The organism is Alteraurantiacibacter palmitatis, from assembly GCF_037154115.1.
GTDB classification, from domain to species: Bacteria; Pseudomonadota; Alphaproteobacteria; order Sphingomonadales; family Sphingomonadaceae; genus Alteraurantiacibacter; species Alteraurantiacibacter palmitatis.
Map to the genome: position 1 here is coordinate 236,229 of NZ_JBANRO010000004.1, position 16,078 is coordinate 252,306.

Here is a 16,078-nt window from a genome sequence, read left to right on the forward strand (position 1 = left end):
AACCCTGCTAGAACGAACCGGGCATCAGATCGGCGGGCGGCTCCTCGAACGCGCGGGCCGGATCGCCGATCAGATTGCGGCGGGGCGGCAGGCGTTCGCCCCGGTTGCGCTGCGGCGCGGCTCCGGCTTCTGACAACGGGTTGACCACGCGCCAGATGATCCCGGCGGTATCGTCACTGACCAGCAGCGCCCCTGTCGCATCCCAGGCGACCCAGGTGGGCCGACCGCGCGTTTCCTTGTCATTGGCAAGGAAGCTTTCCAGCACCGTCACCGGCTTGCCCGTGGGGTTGCCGCGCTCATCAAACGCCACATAAACAACGTCATAGCCGCCGGGCGGAAAACGGTTCCACGATCCGTGGCGGGCAATAAAGGCCCCGCGCGCGAAGGCATCCCCCATCCGCACGCCTTGCTGCGTGAACACCATGCCCAGCGGCGCGGTATGCGCGCCCAGCGCATATTCGGGGACGCGGGTATAGCTGGTGAGGAAGCGCGGCATCCCCATCTTCACCCGCTCGTCCACCACATCGCCGTAATAGACCCAGGGCCAGCCGTAATGCGAACCCAGCGGCACATTCGTCATGTAATCGGGCACCAGATCGGAACCGAGCATATCGCGCTCGTTCACCGTGGTCCACATCTCGCCGCTCCACGGGTTCCAGGCGAGGCCGTTCGCGTTGCGCAGACCGGCGGCAAAGATGCGGGTCGATCCGGTTTCCAGATTGATCTCGTGTATGGCGGCGCGGCCTTCCTCGATCGCCATGCCGCCTTCGCCAATATTCGAGGCGGAGCCGACTGCGACATAGAGCCGCGTGCCTTCCGGATTGATCAGGATGTTGCGCATCCAGTGATTGCCCGCCGGCGGAAGATCGGCAATCTTCTCACCCTCGCCCGTCAGCGCGGTCGCGCCTTCTTCATAGGCAAAGCGCAGCACCGCATCGTGATTGGCGACATAGAGGGTGCCATCATGCCAGGCGAGGCCCGAAGGCGAGGACAGCCCCTCGCGCAGCGTGTGCCGTTCTTCCGCCACGCCATCGCCATCCCCGTCGCGCAGCAGCACGATCTGATCGGCCGAAGGGCCGCCCGCGCCCGCTTCGCTGAACAGGAAGCCCGCCACCAGATTGGTGAGCCAGCCCCCCGCCACTTCGCCCGGAGGCGCCTTGGTCAGCGTGACGAGCACATCGCCGTTCGGCATGGTGTAGATCACGCGGGGGTGATCCAGCCCTTCAGCGAAGCGTCCAACCGCCAGCCCATCGGCCGCTGTCGGCGCGCCGTCCTTGCCCCAGCCGATCGGCTTGGCAATGCCCACGGTCGGGAAGAATTGCGGCGCAGGTTCGGCCAGCACCGGATCGGTGCCGCTGGTTTCCTCCAGCGTGTGGAGCGCAGGCACCGGCCGCGTGATCCACCACAAGGCGGCACCTGCCACCACGAGGAACACGGCAAGGGCGATGGCGATCTTCTTGAAAGTGGACATGGCTACGCTGAATAGGGCTTTGCCCGCGCGGCGGCAATTGCTTTGCGAGGGGCGCGGGCCGCGCTAATGCATCGTGTATGTTCGATTTTTCCGCCCCCACCCATGCCGACAAGCCCGAACTTTACCGCGAGCTGCTGGCCGCTGCCGATGCGTTGACCGCGGGAGAGAGCGATTCGGTGGCCAATATGGCGAATATCGCCGCACTTGTGGCCGATATGCTGCCCGATCTGAACTGGGCGGGATTCTACCGCGTGGTGGAAACAGAGGGGAAGAAGGAACTGGTTCTCGGCCCGTTCGTGGGGCGGCCTGCCTGCATCCGCATCCCCTTTGGCCGGGGCGTATGCGGCACGGCTGCGGCCAGCGGCGCGGTGCAGGTGGTGGAGGATGTGCACGCCTTTCCCGGCCACATCGCCTGCGACGCGGCCTCCGCAAGCGAGTTGGTGGTGCCCGTGCTGCGCGATGGCCAGGTGATCGCGGTGATCGATCTCGACAGCCCTGCCCTGGCGCGGTTTGACGAACAGGATGCCGCCGGGATCACCGCATTGGCCGCGCTGATTGCGCCCCGGATTCAGGGCCGCATCTGACACGCCGATCAGACCCGTTTCGGGACAAGGGCGCAAAGGCGCTTGGGAATCACCGGCAATTTCGTAGTAAACAGGGGGTTAATGCAGGGATTGCGGTCTGGCGTTCCGGCCCACCCATTCCTGCATCCGCGATTTGTCGAGGGGCCGTTCCATGCCGAAGCGTCTTGCCGTTTGTGCCGCCACCACCGCCCTGCTGGGCCTTTCCGCACCCACCCTGGCGCAACAGGTCTGGGACGGGGAAGGCTATACCAGCGTGGTGGACCGGGCACTGCGCGACCGCGCGGATGTATCTGCTGTGCAGGACGAAGCCGATGCCGGAGTAAGCTGGGCGCGGGACAGCGTTCCAGCGCAGGTTCCGTCCTATGCCGCCCAGACCCATGCCCCGCAAGAGACGGTGGAATGGACACGCACCGAAGTGGCTCAGCCCACTTACCGCCAAACCGCGATCAGCGATGCGGATTACCGCGCAGCGCGCGCAGGCCGCGATGCGCCGGATCATCACCGGGGCGCGGGGCACGGCTATCCCGGCGCGCCCGCAACCACACCGCAGCTCGCCTATGGCCCCGCCGAACGCGCCGAATGGCTCGCCCAGTGCCGCGCCCTGCGCGCTGGCGATGCGCAGCCGGTCTATCATGTCGAGGAAGAACGCCGCAATGGCGGGCTGATCGGCGGCATTCTGGGCGCGGTGACCGGCGGGATCGTGGGCAACCGCGTGGCCGATGGCGACCGTTTGCTCGGCACGGTGATCGGTGCAGGCATGGGCGGCGTGGCCGGTGCGGTGATCGGGTCGGTAATCGACAATGCCGATCGCCGCCGCGACGATCGCCGTGCGGCCGAAGTTGCGGCAGCAAGCTACGCCCCCGCTTTCGACTATTGCGAGGCCTATCTGCTCAATTACGAGCGCGGATATGGCGTGCCCGCACAGATGGCCTATGCACCCGTCGCATTGGTTCCGGTGGCGCAGTACCAGCCGCAGGCGCACCGGCCGCAAGCCATGCATCGCCGCGTGATCGAGGAGGAGGTGCTGGTCGAACCCGCCCCCGCTTCCCGCCGGCAGATCCGCCGCGGGGCGCCCGCGCGGGAACCGGGCAAGCTGCTCCGCGCAAACTAAGCTGTTGACTTAAAACACTTTCGGGTGCGGCTTCAGATGCCGCTGCCTGTCAGGCGTCCGCAGATCAGGTCGAGCTGGTCGAGCGTGCGGTAACGGATCGTTACCGCGCCCGAACGCGGATCGGCATCGGCGGCGATCTTCACCGGCAGGCCAAGAAACTCCTCCAGATGGCTTTCCACCGCCGCGATATCGGCATCATGCGCCGGGTCACGCGGCTCGCGCGCGGTGCGGCGGCGCTGGCCCGGCCCATCCGCCGTGCGGGCGAGCTTTTCCACTTCGCGCACCGACAGCTTGCGCAGGATCGCCTGCGCGGCGAGTTCCGAGGCGTTATCGCGCCCGATCAGTGCGCGCGCATGGCCCATGTCGAGCCGCCCGGCTTCCAGATGATCGAGCACATCGTCGGGCAGGCTGAGCAGGCGCTGGAGATTGGCGACATGGCTGCGCGATTTATCCACCAACCGGGCAATATCCGCCTGCGTCATGTCCTCCAGCTGCGCCAGCCGCTGATAGGCGCGCGCTTCCTCCACGGGGTTCAGGTCTTCGCGCTGGATATTCTCGATCAGCGCCAGCGCCATCACCTCGCGCTCGGCCAGATCGCGGACAATGGCGGGAATTTCGTGCAATTGCGCCTTTTGCGCCGCGCGCCAGCGCCGCTCACCCGCCACCAGCTGATAGCGGCCCTCGCCCAGCGGCCGCACGATAACCGGCTGAATCACGCCGCGCGTGGCAATGGATGCGGCCAATTCTTCAAGCGCAGCCTCGTCAAAATGGCGGCGCGGCTGGTGCGGGTGCGGTTCAATGGCAGCAACGGGGAGGCTGGCCAGTCCCGATCCCTGCGCGGGCAGCGGAGCATTTGCACCACCCGTTTGCGATGGGGCAGCAGGCGCAACCAGCGGCTCTTCGCGGCGGGTTTCCCCCAGCAGAGCACCCAGGCCGCGCCCCAAGGCACGGCGGGGAGCGGGCTTGCCCGCGGCAACAGCTTCGGGCGAGTTATCCTGCGCGCTCATGCCGCAATCCTTTCCTTGGGCAGACGCCCGATCAATTCGCGCGCCAGCGCCATATAGGCCCGGCTGCCAGAGCTCGCATGATCGTAAATCAGCGCGGGCAGTCCATGGCTGGGCGCTTCCGACAGGCGGACATTGCGCGGAATCACCGCCTCGAACACCAGATTGCCGAGGCATTCGCGCACATCGTCGGATACCTGATCGGTCAGGCGGTTGCGCCGGTCGAACATGGTCAGAACGATACCGATTATGCCCAGATCGGGGTTGAAGCGCTGCTGCACCTGTTCAACCGTTTGCAACAGCTGGCTGAGGCCTTCCAGCGCAAAGAACTCGCACTGCAACGGCACGAGCAGCGTGTCTGCCGCGCACAGCGCGTTGAGCGTAAGAAGGCCCAGCGACGGCGGGCAATCGATGAAGCAGATATCGTGCCCGCGCCCACTTCCCTCAGCCGCCGCGGCCTTGTGCGCGGCAAGCGCCTGCGCCAGCCGGTGCGTGCGCCCCTCAACGCCCACCAGCTCCACTTCCGCGCCGCTGAGGTCGACCGTGGCCGGCAGAAGATCCAGCCCCGGAATGCGCGAGGCAACGACGCAATCATCCACCGGCATCTGGTCGACCAGCACGTCATAGCTCGACAATTCGCGCTGCGCCGCCGCCAGGCCGATGCCGGTGGAGGCATTGCCTTGCGGGTCGAGGTCGATCAGCAGCGTCTTCCAGCCGGTTGCCGCCATCGCCGTGGCGATGTTGATGGCGGTGGTGGTCTTGCCCACGCCGCCCTTTTGATTCGCGATGGCGATAGTGATCATCGGACTGGTGGCCTCCCTGTTCCGGTCACGATACCAGCCTGCGGATCGGTGCGCGAGTGTTCCACGTGAAACATGGCGCGGATCGATTCGGGCTGCATCGCAAGTTCTTCGCCCGCAGAGCGCCCCTTGGGCAACAGCCAGACGGTGTCCGGTGTGGAAAAGCGGGCGGATAAGCTGAGGAGCTTGTCCAGTGGAGCAAAGGCGCGCGCGCAGATCACCTGCATCGGCGCGGTCGGCACAGTTTCCAGACGCGACCCATGCACCCGGCATTGCGCGAGCCCGAATTCGCGCGCCACGCTTTCAAGCCATGCCACCCGCTTCTTGCGCGATTCGACCAGGTGAAAGGGAAGTTCCGGTCGTGCAATGGCAAGCACCAAACCCGGCATACCCGCCCCGCTGCCCAGATCCAGCCACGCCCCGCGCCGTTCCAATGTTTCATGTGGAACATAGAGCAGCAATTGCAGGCTGTCGGCGATATGGCGCTGCCACACCTGCGAAAGACTGGAAGCGGAAATCAGGTTCTGCCGTTCATTTTCCTCGGCAAGCATGGCAATGAAGCGCGCCAAACGGTCCATGGCGTCCGCATCGACCAGCGCCGCGCAAAAGCTGCGCGCATCGTCTTCGGAAGCGATCACGCCGCCACCCCTTCGTTGCGCGTGCCCTGCACGCGGCGCGCATAAACCAGCAGAGCGGCCAGCGCGGCCGGCGTAATGCCACGCAACCGCGCCGCGCTGGCCAGCGTATCGGGTTGCGCGCGCGAAAGGCGTTCGATCATCTCGTTCGAAAGACCGGGGACATCGGCATAGGAAAAGTCCGGCCCCAAAGGCACATTGTCGCTCGCGCGCAAATCGCGCAGCTCCGCTTCCTGCCGCTCCAGATAGGGCGCATAGGCGGCATCTTCGGCCAGTTCAGCCGCCATATCGCTTGCCGGATCAAGTTCGGACGGAAGCAGCGGCGCGAGATCGGTCAAGGCAATACCCGGAAAGCGCAGCCATTCGCGCACACTCTTGCGGCCCAGATCAGTCCGCAGATCGAGACCATGGGCAATCAACTGCCCGGCACTCACCGTGCGATCGAGCGCATTGTCCCACTTCGCGCGCGCGGCTTCCCGTCGGGCAAACCAATTCCGGCGCTCTTCCCCGACACATCCCAGTTCCAGCGCCAGCGGCGTGAGCCGGGTGGAGGCGTTGTTGGCGCGCAGCCGCAACCGATACTCGGCCCGCGCGGTGAGCATACGGTAAGGCTCGCTCACCCCGTGCAGCGTCAGATCGTCGATCATCACCGCCATGTAGGAATTGGCACGATCAAGCGCTGGCCCCTCCCGCCCAAGGACAGAGCAGGCCGCGTGAAGCCCTGCAACCAGCCCTTGCGCCGCCGCTTCCTCGTAACCCGTCGTCCCATTGATCTGACCAGCGCAATAGAGGCCGGGGATCGCCTTCACCTGCAAATCGCGGCCCAGCGCACGCGGGTCGATATGATCATATTCCACGGCATAGCCGGGCACCACCATCTCCACCCTTTCAAGCCCCGCCATGCTGCGCAGCAGAGCCAGTTGCACATCGGTGGGCAGCGAGGTCGAAATGCCGTTGGGATAGACGAGATTCGTCGCGAGCCCTTCTGGTTCCAGGAACACCTGATGCCCATGGCGGTCGGCAAAGCGGTGAATCTTGTCCTCGATCGAGGGGCAATAACGCGGCCCTGCCGCCCCGATCGCCCCGGTGAACAGCGGCGAACGGTGAAGATTATCGGTAATGATGGCATGGGTGCGTGGGTTTGTGCGGGTGATCGCGCAGAAGACCTGCGGATTGACGCGGGCAGAGGTGAGCGGCGACATGGTCCACGGATCAGGGTCGCTTGCCTGCTGTTCCAGCGCAGACCAATCAACCGTGCGACCATCGAGCCGCGGCGGGGTGCCAGTCTTGAGGCGCGCCATCGGCAATTCCGCCTCGCGGAGCTGACGGGCCAGATCCTGCGCCGATGCTTCGCCAATGCGCCCGCCGGTGAGCCGTTCTTCCCCGCGAAACAGCGTGCCGCCCAGAAAGGTGCCGGTGCACAGGATGACGGCGGAGGCCGCCAGGCTATGCCCATTGGCCAGTTCCAGTCCGCTTATCCGTCCTTGCCCAAGCGACAGCCGCGCGGCTTCACCCTCGATGACGGTCAACTTGGGCTGCCCCGCCACCATCCGCTGAATCGCCGCTGCAAACAGGCGGCGATCGGCCTGCACGCGAGGGCCTTGCACGGCGCTGCCCTTCGAACGGTTGAGCATCCGGTAATGAATGGCCGCCGCATCCGCCGCCCGCGCAATCAGCCCGTCAAACGCGTCGACTTCGCGCACCAGATGACCCTTGCCCAGCCCGCCAATGGCGGGATTGCAACTCATCGCGCCGATCTTTGCCGCATCAAATGTCACCAGCGCGGTGCGCGCACCCAGGCGCGCCGCCGCAGCCGCAGCCTCGCACCCGGCGTGGCCGGCCCCAATTACGATGATATCGAAACGATCCATGGCTTCTGCCGATAAAGGCCAGCGCGCGTCAGGTCAAAGGGATGGATGGCAGATGCGCTGCGCAGTGTTTCACGTGAAACACTCTACTTGCCGATGCAGAACCGGCCAAACAGCGCGTCGAGCACATCCTCAGTCGATGTGCGGCCCAATAGCGCATCAAAGGCGAGACGCGCCTGCCGCAGATGCTCTGCAAGCAGCAAGGGATCGTCCTGCGCTTCGGCCAAAGCGACCTCCTGCGCCGCCCGCATCACCAGATCGCGCTGCCGCCGGCTCAATGCCAGATCGCCCGGCCCGGGCATATGGCAGCGCGCATGATCGACCAGCGCCTGCTTGAACACGTTCAACCCCTCACCGGTTACGGCTGACACACGGTAGTCGGCACGCTCCTTTGCCGTATGGCCTTCCTCGTCAATCCGCGCATCGATTTCCCACGCGCCCGCTGGCCCCTCGCCTTCTTCGCCAAGCCAGAGCACCAGATCGGCACGCGCAATTTCCGCCTGCGCCCGTTCTATTCCGATCGCCTCGATCGCATCGCCGCCTTCGGCGCGCAGGCCTGCCATATCGACGAAGGAGAACGGCACTCCCCCAATCGCCACCGGGCGCACCAGCACATCGCGCGTGGTTCCGGCGATAGGCGCGGTGATCGCCGCCTCGCTTTCAACCAAGGCATTGAACAAGGTGGATTTGCCCGCATTTGGTGGCCCGGCCAACGCCACGCGGAACCCCTCACGCAAAGGCTCGGCCGATGGGGCAGCCAGCACCGCGCCCAGATCAGCGCGAAACGCTTGCAGGTCAGCCGCGAAGGCAGGCGGAAAACCGCCCCCCACATCGCCCTCGTCTCCGAAATCGAGCACCGCCTCCACCTGAGCAGACAGGCGCAACAATTCGTTGCGCCACGCCTCCACGTGCGCGGACAAAGCGCCAGCCGCATTGCCGATCGCGGCGCGGCGCTGCAATTCGGTTTCGGCGCTGAGAAGATCCGCCAGGCCCTCGGCCTCGGCCAAGTCGATGCGGCCATTGGCAAAGGCACGGCGCGTGAACTCGCCCGCTTCGGCGCGGCGCAAGCCCGGCATGGCGGACAGCGCAGCTTCCACCGCCGCAATGACTGCGCGCCCGCCATGCAGGTGCAATTCGGCCAGATCCTCTCCCGTTACCGAAGCCGGGCCGGGGAAGAACAGCACCAGCCCGTCATCAAGCAGATCGCCCGCCGCGTCCTTCAGCCAGGCGCGCGTCGCCCGGCGCGGTACAGGCAGCTTCCCTGCGAGCAGCTGCAAAGCCTTTCCAGCCGCAGGCCCAGTAATGCGGATGACAGCTAGGCCTGCGGGCGGCGCCCCGCTCGACAGGGCGAAAATCGTGTCCATGGCGGTGGAAAGGTCAATCGTCCTTGGGTGGATCGGTGCGCCGCGAGGAACCCCCCGATGTGGCCGAGCGCGTTGCCCCTTCAACAAAGGACTGAAAAATCTTCAGCCCCATCTGCCCCATCGGGGCAAGTTGCTGGGCAAATTCCTGCAATTGATCTGGATTGGACGCACCCTTCATCGCCTTGGCGATGGCATCGACATACACTGCATTGGCCTTGTCCACATCGGGCAGGCCCATGAACCGCCGCGCCTCTTCAGGCGAGCATTCGATCTCGATATTCACTTTCATGGCCACAAGCCTTTCACGCAACCGGAGCCGTCCCGGTGTTATATATGCGCAAGACGGTGGTGGATTTCCAGTGGTAGAGAGGACAATCAGCCAAACTTCAGCGTCCACCGTCCGTCACGATACATCGAGAAATCGGTTTCGCTGAGAACATCCATTCCGAGAAGGACATCAAAGCCGGACGCTTGATCAATAACAAATCCAATAGTTTCGGCAAAGATTATTGGGATTGCTGTAGGCATTTGATCATCACCTAAGAGTCCCAGACGGAATACATAGGCGGGTCGTTGCCGGATTTCGGTAGCGACGACAACTGGCTTTTTTCCGACGGATACGAGCGAAAAACGTTCGACGATCTTTCGGCTTATCCAGCTCGCAGTAGCGCCAGTATCAAGAAGCGCAGTGTAAATCTCAAAAGATATATCGTTTGGATCCCGCGATGCGAGAACGGCCACTGGTAGGAGAATTCGGCGGTCGTGACGCCGACCTTCAATCGAGCGCAACACTCACTAGCCCGATTTCCGCAGGTCGATCTTCAACTTCCTGAATAGAAAAAATCTGATCAGGAAACTTGGCAAGGCCTGCTCGGTACGCATCGCCTGGGCCAGTATAATACCCAATGATCCGCTTGTGTCGCAGTAGAGCAAATTGCCCTTTATGCCTTTGCAACAACCCTTTCAGCTTACGTTGAAAAAAATCGTAATTCTCGTCAATTTCACAGAGGCGATCTTTGGACATGGGCTGACTCCCTGACATGGTGTCTGCACCCACTTGCGGCAAAGCGAAAGATTCTTGCGACCAGTCGATTCAAACACAAGATAGAACGAATCCTGCCTACTGGTTCATCGTGGCGAAGAAGTCCTCGTTCGTCTTGGAATCCTTCATCTTGTCGAGCAGGAATTCCATCGAATCCACCGTGCCCATCTGCATCAGGATACGGCGCAGCACCCACATCTTGGACAGCTGTTCCTTGGGAACCAGCAGCTCTTCCTTGCGGGTGCCGCTCTTGCCCACATCCAGCGCGGGGAAGATGCGCTTGTCGGCCACCTTGCGGTCGAGCACGATTTCGCTGTTGCCGGTGCCCTTGAACTCTTCAAAGATCACTTCGTCCATGCGGCTGCCGGTATCGATCAGCGCGGTGGCGATGATCGAGAGCGAACCGCCCTCTTCGATATTGCGGGCAGCGCCAAAGAAGCGCTTGGGCCGCTGCAATGCGTTGGCATCGACGCCGCCGGTCAGCACCTTGCCGCTGGAAGGGACAACCGTGTTGTAGGCACGGCCAAGGCGCGTGATCGAATCGAGCAGGATTACCACGTCCTTCTTGTGCTCGACCAGGCGCTTGGCCTTTTCGATAACCATTTCAGCAACTTGCACGTGGCGCGATGCGGGCTCGTCAAAGGTGGAGGATATCACCTCGCCCTTCACGCTGCGCTGCATATCGGTGACTTCCTCGGGCCGTTCGTCCACCAGCAGCACGATCAGAAACACTTCGGGATGGTTGTCGGTGATGGCCTTGGCCATGTTCTGCAGCAGCACCGTCTTGCCCGTGCGCGGCGGCGCGACGATCAGCGCGCGCTGGCCCTTGCCCTGCGGACTGATGAGGTCGATCACGCGGGCGGACTTGTCCTTCACCGTCGGATCAACCGTGTCGAGGATCAGCCGCTCATCGGGGTAAAGCGGGGTGAGATTGTCGAAATTGGTGCGGTGGCGCACGGCATCGGGATCATCGAAATTGACCTTCAGCAGCTTGGTGATCGCGAAATAGCGCTCGCCATCCTTGGGCGCGCGGATTTCGCCTTCCACCGTGTCGCCGGTACGCAGGCCCCATTTGCGGACCTGGTTGGGAGAGACATAGATATCGTCCGGCCCGGCCAGATAATTCGCCTCCGGGCTGCGGAGGAAGCCGAACCCGTCGGACAGCACTTCGATCGTGCCTTCGCCGATGATTTCCTCGCCATCCTCGGCCACTTCCTTGAGGATCGCGAACATCAGGTCTTGCCGGCGCATGGTGCTGGCGCCTTCAACCTCATATTCCTCGGCCATGGCGACCAGCTCTGCCGGCGTCCTCTGCTTGAGTTCTTTCAAATGCATTGTCGTCACATTCCAAAATGCGTGTCCGCAAGGGACCAAAGGGGAAGCCGGCGGGCCGATGGGCTTGGAGAAAGCAGACCCGGTCGCCACAGCGCGACATCAGCCGGATACAGGGCGGCGATATGCCTTTCGCGCCCGAAGGTCAATTCGGATTGGCGGCGATCAGAACGGCTTGATCACCGCCAGCACCACAATCACCGCCGCGGCAATGCCGGGCACTTCGTTGAACAGGCGCAATTGCTTGCCCGTCAGCGCCCGCTCACCACGCTGCAATTTGCGGTGATAGGCGGAAAGGTACAGGTGATAGCCGGTCAGCGCCAGAACCACGGCGAGCTTGAGGTGAAACCACCCCTGGTTCATCGCGCCGCCGGCATAGGCCAATCCCATGCCGAGAATCCAGACGACCGCAACGGACGGATTGAGGATGATTTTCAGCAGCTTGCGTTCCCGATCCAGCCAGATAGTTTCCTCGGCAGAGCCCGGCGCGGCTTCCTGGTGATAGACGAAATAGCGCGGCAGCATGAAAAGCCCCGCCATCCAGAAGATCACGAAGATGATATGGCCCGCCTTCAGCCAGAGATAGATCATCCAGAGAAACCCTTGCATATGGCCTGATTAAGCCGGTGAGCGGACAATTTCCAGCAGCCTTTCGACATGGGCAATCGGCGTGGACTTGTCGATCCCATGGCCCAGGTTGAAGATATGCGGCCGGTCGGCAAAGGCGGCCAGAACCTCGCGCGCGGCCTCTTCCAGCGGCGCGCCGCCCGCAATCAGCAGCAGCGGATCGAGATTGCCCTGCACCGGCAGCCCGGCGGGCAATTCCCGGTTGACCCAGCGCGCATCCTGCGTTTCGTCCACACCCAAAGCATCGACGCCCGTCTCGCGAGCATAGGCGGGCAGTTTCGCGCCCGCGCCCTTGGGAAAACCGATGATCGGCACATCCGGATGGCGGCGACGGATTTCGGCCACGATCTGTGCCGTTGGCGCGATCACCCATTGTTCGAACTGGCGCGGCGAGAGGCTGCCTGCCCAGCTGTCGAACAATTGCACCGCTTCCGCACCCGCTTCGATCTGGCCCGAAAGATAGGTGATCGACGCGTCGCTGATCGCCGCGATAATCTCGGCAAAGGCCGCAGGATCGCGGTAGGCCATGGCGCGCGCCAGATGGTGATCCTTGCTCCCCTCGCCCGCCACCATATAGGTCGCCACGGTCCACGGGCTGCCGATGAAGCCCAGCATGGTGACATCAGCAGGCAGGGCCGCGCGCGTCAGACGCACGGTTTCCCACACGGGGGCAAAATGCTGCGGCTGCGGGGTCAGGCTGCTCAAGGCCGCATCAACCAGCCGGGGCGACAGATGCGGCCCTTCACCAGCGAGGAATTGCAGATCCTGCCCCAATGCGTGCGGCACGATCAGGATATCGGAAAACAGGATCGCCCCGTCAAAACCGAAACGGCGGATGGGTTGCAGGGTAATCTCGGCAGCGGCCGCACTGTCATAAACCAGCGGCAGAAAACCGCCCTTCTGCGCTCTCAACTCGCGGTATTCGGGCAGGTAACGTCCCGCCTGCCGCATCAGCCATACGGGCCGCTTTTCGGTGCGCTGGCCGCGCAGATTATCGAGGAGAAGGCCGGGCATCGCGAGGTCCAAACAATATAAATAAGAGTCTTTAAAGAGGATTCAGTTGTCTGTTGGCCCTGTGGATAGCGGGGACAGCGCGCCTCTGCCCGATTTCTCCCCCGCTGAACAGGGGGCAATGGGCCATGCGACTCTGCAGCCATGCGTCGTCAAACGGAATCTCTGCCCGCAATCCACAGCCTGTCGATAAGCGCCCTGCCCTGTCCAGAACTGCGGGCAGCAATCGCCTGTCAGCGGGGGTGAAAAGCCATCCCGTGCTTGTCCACGGCGCCATCCCGTGGTTTATGCTGGCACTTGTCCACATGGCCCGGCTCAACCTTCACCTCCTGTCGGATTCCACCGGCGAAACGCTTGAGATGATCGCCAAGGCGGCGCTCGCGCAGTTCGACGATCCCGATGTGACGCGCCATTTCTGGCCCATGGTCCGCTCGCGCCAGCATCTTGACCGGGTGATGGAGGAGTTCAAGGCCAATCCCGGCCTCGTCCTGTTCACGCTCGCCAATCCGGAAACCCGCGCCCGGCTGGAGGAGCAGTGCCGCCTGCTGGGACTGCCGCATATCGCCGCGCTGGATGCGGTGACGCACGCCTTGCAGGATCGGCTGGGGCAGGAAGCGCACGCGCGGCCCGGCGCGCGGCACGTGATGGACCAGGCCTATTTCGACCGGGTGGACGCGATCCAGTTCACCATCGCGCATGATGACGGGATCGGGTGGGAGAACTGGGAAGCGGCCGACATCGTCCTGGCGGGCGTGTCGCGCACTTCCAAGACGCCGACGAGCATTTACCTTGCCAATCGCGGATTCAAGGTCGCCAATATCCCGCTGGTGGTGGAAAGCCCGCCGCCGCCGCTGCTGTTCTCGCTGCAGAAGCCGATGGTCGTGGGGCTGACCACGGCGCCGCGTCGCCTGATCGAGATTCGCCGCAACCGCCTGCTCTCGCTCAACGAACGGACCGAAACCGCCTATGTCGACGGGGAACGCGTGGAAAAGGAAGTGGCCTTTGCCCGGCGGATGTTTGCCGATAACGGCTGGCCGGTGATCGATGTCACCCGCCGTTCGATCGAGGAAACCGCTGCCGCCGTGATCAAGCTGTATCAAGAGCGCGCCGCGCGCGGCGGTGATCAGGCAGGCATCAAGCCGATATGAAGTGGCCGATATGATCATTCTCGCATCCAAGAGTGCCTCGCGCCAGGCCATGCTGAAGGCGGCAGGGGTGCCGTTCGAAGCCATGCCTGCGGCCGTGGACGAGCGTGCGGTGGAAGCGGCGCTGGGGGATGCGGCTGCCCCTCATATCGCGCTGGCGCTGGCGGAGGCCAAGGCGCTGGCCGTTGCCGCGCCCGGTCGGCTGGTGTTGGGCAGCGATTCGCTGGTGGTGGTGGAAGGCCGCCGGTTCGACAAGCCTGCCAGCCGGGAAGACGCGGCTGACCATCTGCGATTCTTCTCGGGCAAGCCGATGGAGCTGCATTCGGCGGCCGCATTGGTGCGCGATGGCAAGGTGGTGTGGCGTCATGCGGCGCTTGCCCGCTTGCAGGTGCGCCTGCTGTCCGATGATTTCATCGCCGCCTATCTCGATGCCGAATGGCCCGAAGTCAGCTCTTGCGTGGGCGTGTTCCGGATCGAGGGGCCGGGCGTGCAATTGTTTGAAGCGATTGAGGGGGACCAGTTTACTGTGCTGGGAATGCCCTTGCTGCCTGTGCTGGGCGCGCTGCGCGATTGGGGGGAGCTGCCCGCGTGACAAAACCCTATGCCGAGGTGATTGGCGACCCCATCGCGCAATCCAAAAGCCCCGCGATCCACGGTTACTGGCTGCGCCAACTGGGCATGGATGCCGAATACCGCGCGGCCCATGTGACGGCCGAGGGATTGGCCGATTATCTAGCCGCCCGGCGCGAGGATCCGCTGTGGCGCGGCTGCAATGTCACCATGCCGCACAAGCAGGCGGTGATGCCCCACCTCGACAGCATCGAAGCGCAGGCCGCGGCAATTGGTGCGGTCAATACGATCTATCCGGCGTTCGACCGGCTTCTGGCGGGGACCAACACCGATGTCGCGGGCTTTCTGGAGCCGCTGCTCCCTCTGCTCGAAACCCCGCATTATTTCCGCATGGCGCGCGTGCTGGGCACGGGCGGCGCAGCGCGGGCGATCATTGCGGGCCTTGCCGAACATGGGCTCACCATTGTGCTGGCAGGGCGCGATCCGGCCAAGGCGCGCGCGCTGCTGGATGAGATCGACCCCGAGGGCGAGCATCACGCGGTCGACATCGCACATTTTGCCGATGCAACCGATTTTGCCTTTGACGACCGCGAGGGGTGCTTTGACCTGGTGGTGAATGCCAGCCCGCTGGGGATGGTGGGTCAGCCGCCGCTCGCCTATGATTTCAGCCATACGCCGCCCGGTGCGGTGATTTACGACATTGTTACCGCCCCGCTCGACACGCCTTTTCTCCAAGAGGCGCGCGCGCGCGGTTTCCGAACGGTGGACGGGCTTTCGATGTTGATCGGGCAGGCGGCCATCGCCTTTGAACGCTTCTTCGGGCAGCCGCCTCCGCGCGAAGATGGCGACGCCGAATTGCGGGCGCTGCTGGTCGCATGAATCGGCCTCTCATTCGCCCGCTGATTTTGGGCCTCACCGGCTCCATCGGCATGGGCAAGAGCACGGTGGCGGCGATGTTTGCCGAGGCGGGCGTGCCGGTATTCGATGCCGATGCCGAGGTGCACCGGCTGCAAGGGCCGGGCGGGGCGCTGGTTCCGGCGATAGAGGCCGGATTCCCCGGCTCGACCGGGCCGCAGGGCGTGAAACGCGCCGAACTGGGCGCCACGGTCTTTGCCGATCCGGCGGCCCTCGCCCGGCTGGAAGCGATTGTCCATCCGGCGGTGCAGGCCGCCCGCGCCGATTTCCTTGTCGCCCATGCCGATGCGCCGCTGGTGGTGTTCGACATCCCGCTGCTGTTCGAAAAGGATCTGCTGCACGAGGTGGACAAGGTGGCGGTCGTCTCCGCCCCGGCCGATGTGCAGGCCGCGCGCGTGCTCGCCCGGCCCGGCATGACGGCGGAAAAGCTGGCCGCTATCCGCGCGCGCCAGATGCCCGACGCGGAAAAGCGCGCCCGCGCGCATTTCGTGATTGCCACCGGCACATCGCTGGAGGAAACTCGCCGGCAGGTTGCCCGGCTGGTGGAGAAGCTGCGCGCAGGGCTTGCCAGCGGGCACGCGGAAACGGAACAGGCCTGA

General features: G+C 64.1%; 18 protein-coding genes. 6 read left to right on the plus strand and 12 right to left on the minus strand.

The genetic code is table 11. The annotated features are described in order from the left end of the window. Positions 1-7: 7 nt before the first annotated feature. Positions 8-1,471 (minus strand): PQQ-dependent sugar dehydrogenase, encoded by a 1,464-nt coding sequence (locus WFP44_RS06395; RefSeq protein WP_336925578.1) that lies wholly within the window; start codon positions 1,469-1,471, stop codon positions 8-10. 77 nt (positions 1,472-1,548) lie between these two features. Between WFP44_RS06395 and WFP44_RS06400 the strand changes: the two genes are divergently transcribed. Beyond that, complete coding sequence (locus WFP44_RS06400) at positions 1,549-2,055, plus strand: GAF domain-containing protein (protein ID WP_336925579.1); 507 nt, start codon at positions 1,549-1,551, stop codon at positions 2,053-2,055. Between the two features lie 151 nt (positions 2,056-2,206). Beyond that, the gene (locus WFP44_RS06405; protein WP_336925580.1) at positions 2,207-3,166 is read left to right on the plus strand and encodes a YMGG-like glycine zipper-containing protein; all 960 of its coding nucleotides are present in this window, start codon (positions 2,207-2,209) and stop codon (positions 3,164-3,166) included. Between the two features lie 32 nt (positions 3,167-3,198). Here the strand turns inward: WFP44_RS06405 and WFP44_RS06410 are convergent, their stop codons facing one another. From WFP44_RS06410 to hemE, 11 genes are all read right to left on the minus strand, one after another. After that, complete coding sequence (locus tag WFP44_RS06410; RefSeq protein ID WP_336925581.1) at positions 3,199-4,173, minus strand: ParB/RepB/Spo0J family partition protein; 975 nt, start codon at positions 4,171-4,173, stop codon at positions 3,199-3,201. Next, a complete protein-coding gene (locus WFP44_RS06415) occupies positions 4,170-4,973 on the minus strand; it encodes a ParA family protein (RefSeq protein WP_336925582.1) in 804 nt (267 codons plus the stop codon). The genes WFP44_RS06410 and WFP44_RS06415 overlap by 4 nt, the downstream gene beginning before the upstream one ends. After that, complete coding sequence (rsmG, locus tag WFP44_RS06420; RefSeq protein ID WP_336925583.1) at positions 4,970-5,608, minus strand: 16S rRNA (guanine(527)-N(7))-methyltransferase RsmG; 639 nt, start codon at positions 5,606-5,608, stop codon at positions 4,970-4,972. The genes WFP44_RS06415 and rsmG overlap by 4 nt, the downstream gene beginning before the upstream one ends. Then, entirely contained in the window at positions 5,605-7,476 is a 1,872-nt protein-coding gene (gene mnmG / locus WFP44_RS06425; protein WP_336925584.1) for a tRNA uridine-5-carboxymethylaminomethyl(34) synthesis enzyme MnmG, read from the minus strand. The genes rsmG and mnmG overlap by 4 nt, the downstream gene beginning before the upstream one ends. 83 nt (positions 7,477-7,559) lie before the next feature. Then, positions 7,560-8,837: a tRNA uridine-5-carboxymethylaminomethyl(34) synthesis GTPase MnmE gene (gene mnmE / locus WFP44_RS06430; protein ID WP_336925585.1), complete on the minus strand. Its 1,278-nt coding sequence runs from the start codon at positions 8,835-8,837 to the stop codon at positions 7,560-7,562. 13 nt (positions 8,838-8,850) lie between these two features. Next, complete coding sequence (locus WFP44_RS06435) at positions 8,851-9,126, minus strand: DUF6489 family protein (RefSeq protein ID WP_336925586.1); 276 nt, start codon at positions 9,124-9,126, stop codon at positions 8,851-8,853. Between the two features lie 86 nt (positions 9,127-9,212). Then, positions 9,213-9,578, minus strand: coding sequence for an aspartyl protease family protein (locus WFP44_RS06440; protein WP_336925587.1), 366 nt, complete (start codon positions 9,576-9,578; stop codon positions 9,213-9,215). Positions 9,579-9,612: 34 nt separating this feature from the next. Then, on the minus strand, positions 9,613-9,861 hold the full coding sequence (locus tag WFP44_RS06445) for a hypothetical protein (protein WP_336925588.1): 249 nt from the start codon (positions 9,859-9,861) through the stop codon (positions 9,613-9,615). 96 nt (positions 9,862-9,957) lie between these two features. Further along, a complete protein-coding gene (rho, locus tag WFP44_RS06450; protein WP_336925589.1) occupies positions 9,958-11,214 on the minus strand; it encodes a transcription termination factor Rho in 1,257 nt (418 codons plus the stop codon). 162 nt (positions 11,215-11,376) lie between these two features. Next, the gene (locus WFP44_RS06455) at positions 11,377-11,802 is read right to left on the minus strand and encodes a CopD family protein (RefSeq protein WP_336925590.1); all 426 of its coding nucleotides are present in this window, start codon (positions 11,800-11,802) and stop codon (positions 11,377-11,379) included. A gap of 27 nt (positions 11,803-11,829) precedes the next feature. After that, a complete protein-coding gene (gene hemE, locus WFP44_RS06460) occupies positions 11,830-12,852 on the minus strand; it encodes a uroporphyrinogen decarboxylase (RefSeq protein ID WP_336925591.1) in 1,023 nt (340 codons plus the stop codon). Positions 12,853-13,154: 302 nt separating this feature from the next. On the opposite strand from hemE, the gene WFP44_RS06465 reads away from it, so the two are divergent. The 4 genes from WFP44_RS06465 to coaE are packed head-to-tail and all read left to right on the plus strand — an operon-like array spanning position 13,155 to position 16,078. Then, complete coding sequence (locus WFP44_RS06465; protein WP_336925649.1) at positions 13,155-13,997, plus strand: pyruvate, water dikinase regulatory protein; 843 nt, start codon at positions 13,155-13,157, stop codon at positions 13,995-13,997. 10 nt (positions 13,998-14,007) lie between these two features. Next, complete coding sequence (locus WFP44_RS06470; RefSeq protein WP_336925592.1) at positions 14,008-14,586, plus strand: Maf family protein; 579 nt, start codon at positions 14,008-14,010, stop codon at positions 14,584-14,586. Continuing rightward, entirely contained in the window at positions 14,583-15,443 is an 861-nt protein-coding gene (gene aroE / locus WFP44_RS06475) for a shikimate dehydrogenase (RefSeq protein WP_336925593.1), read from the plus strand. Before WFP44_RS06470 ends, aroE begins: the two co-directional genes overlap by 4 nt. Then, the gene (gene coaE, locus WFP44_RS06480) at positions 15,440-16,078 is read left to right on the plus strand and encodes a dephospho-CoA kinase (protein WP_336925594.1); all 639 of its coding nucleotides are present in this window, start codon (positions 15,440-15,442) and stop codon (positions 16,076-16,078) included. The genes aroE and coaE overlap by 4 nt, the downstream gene beginning before the upstream one ends.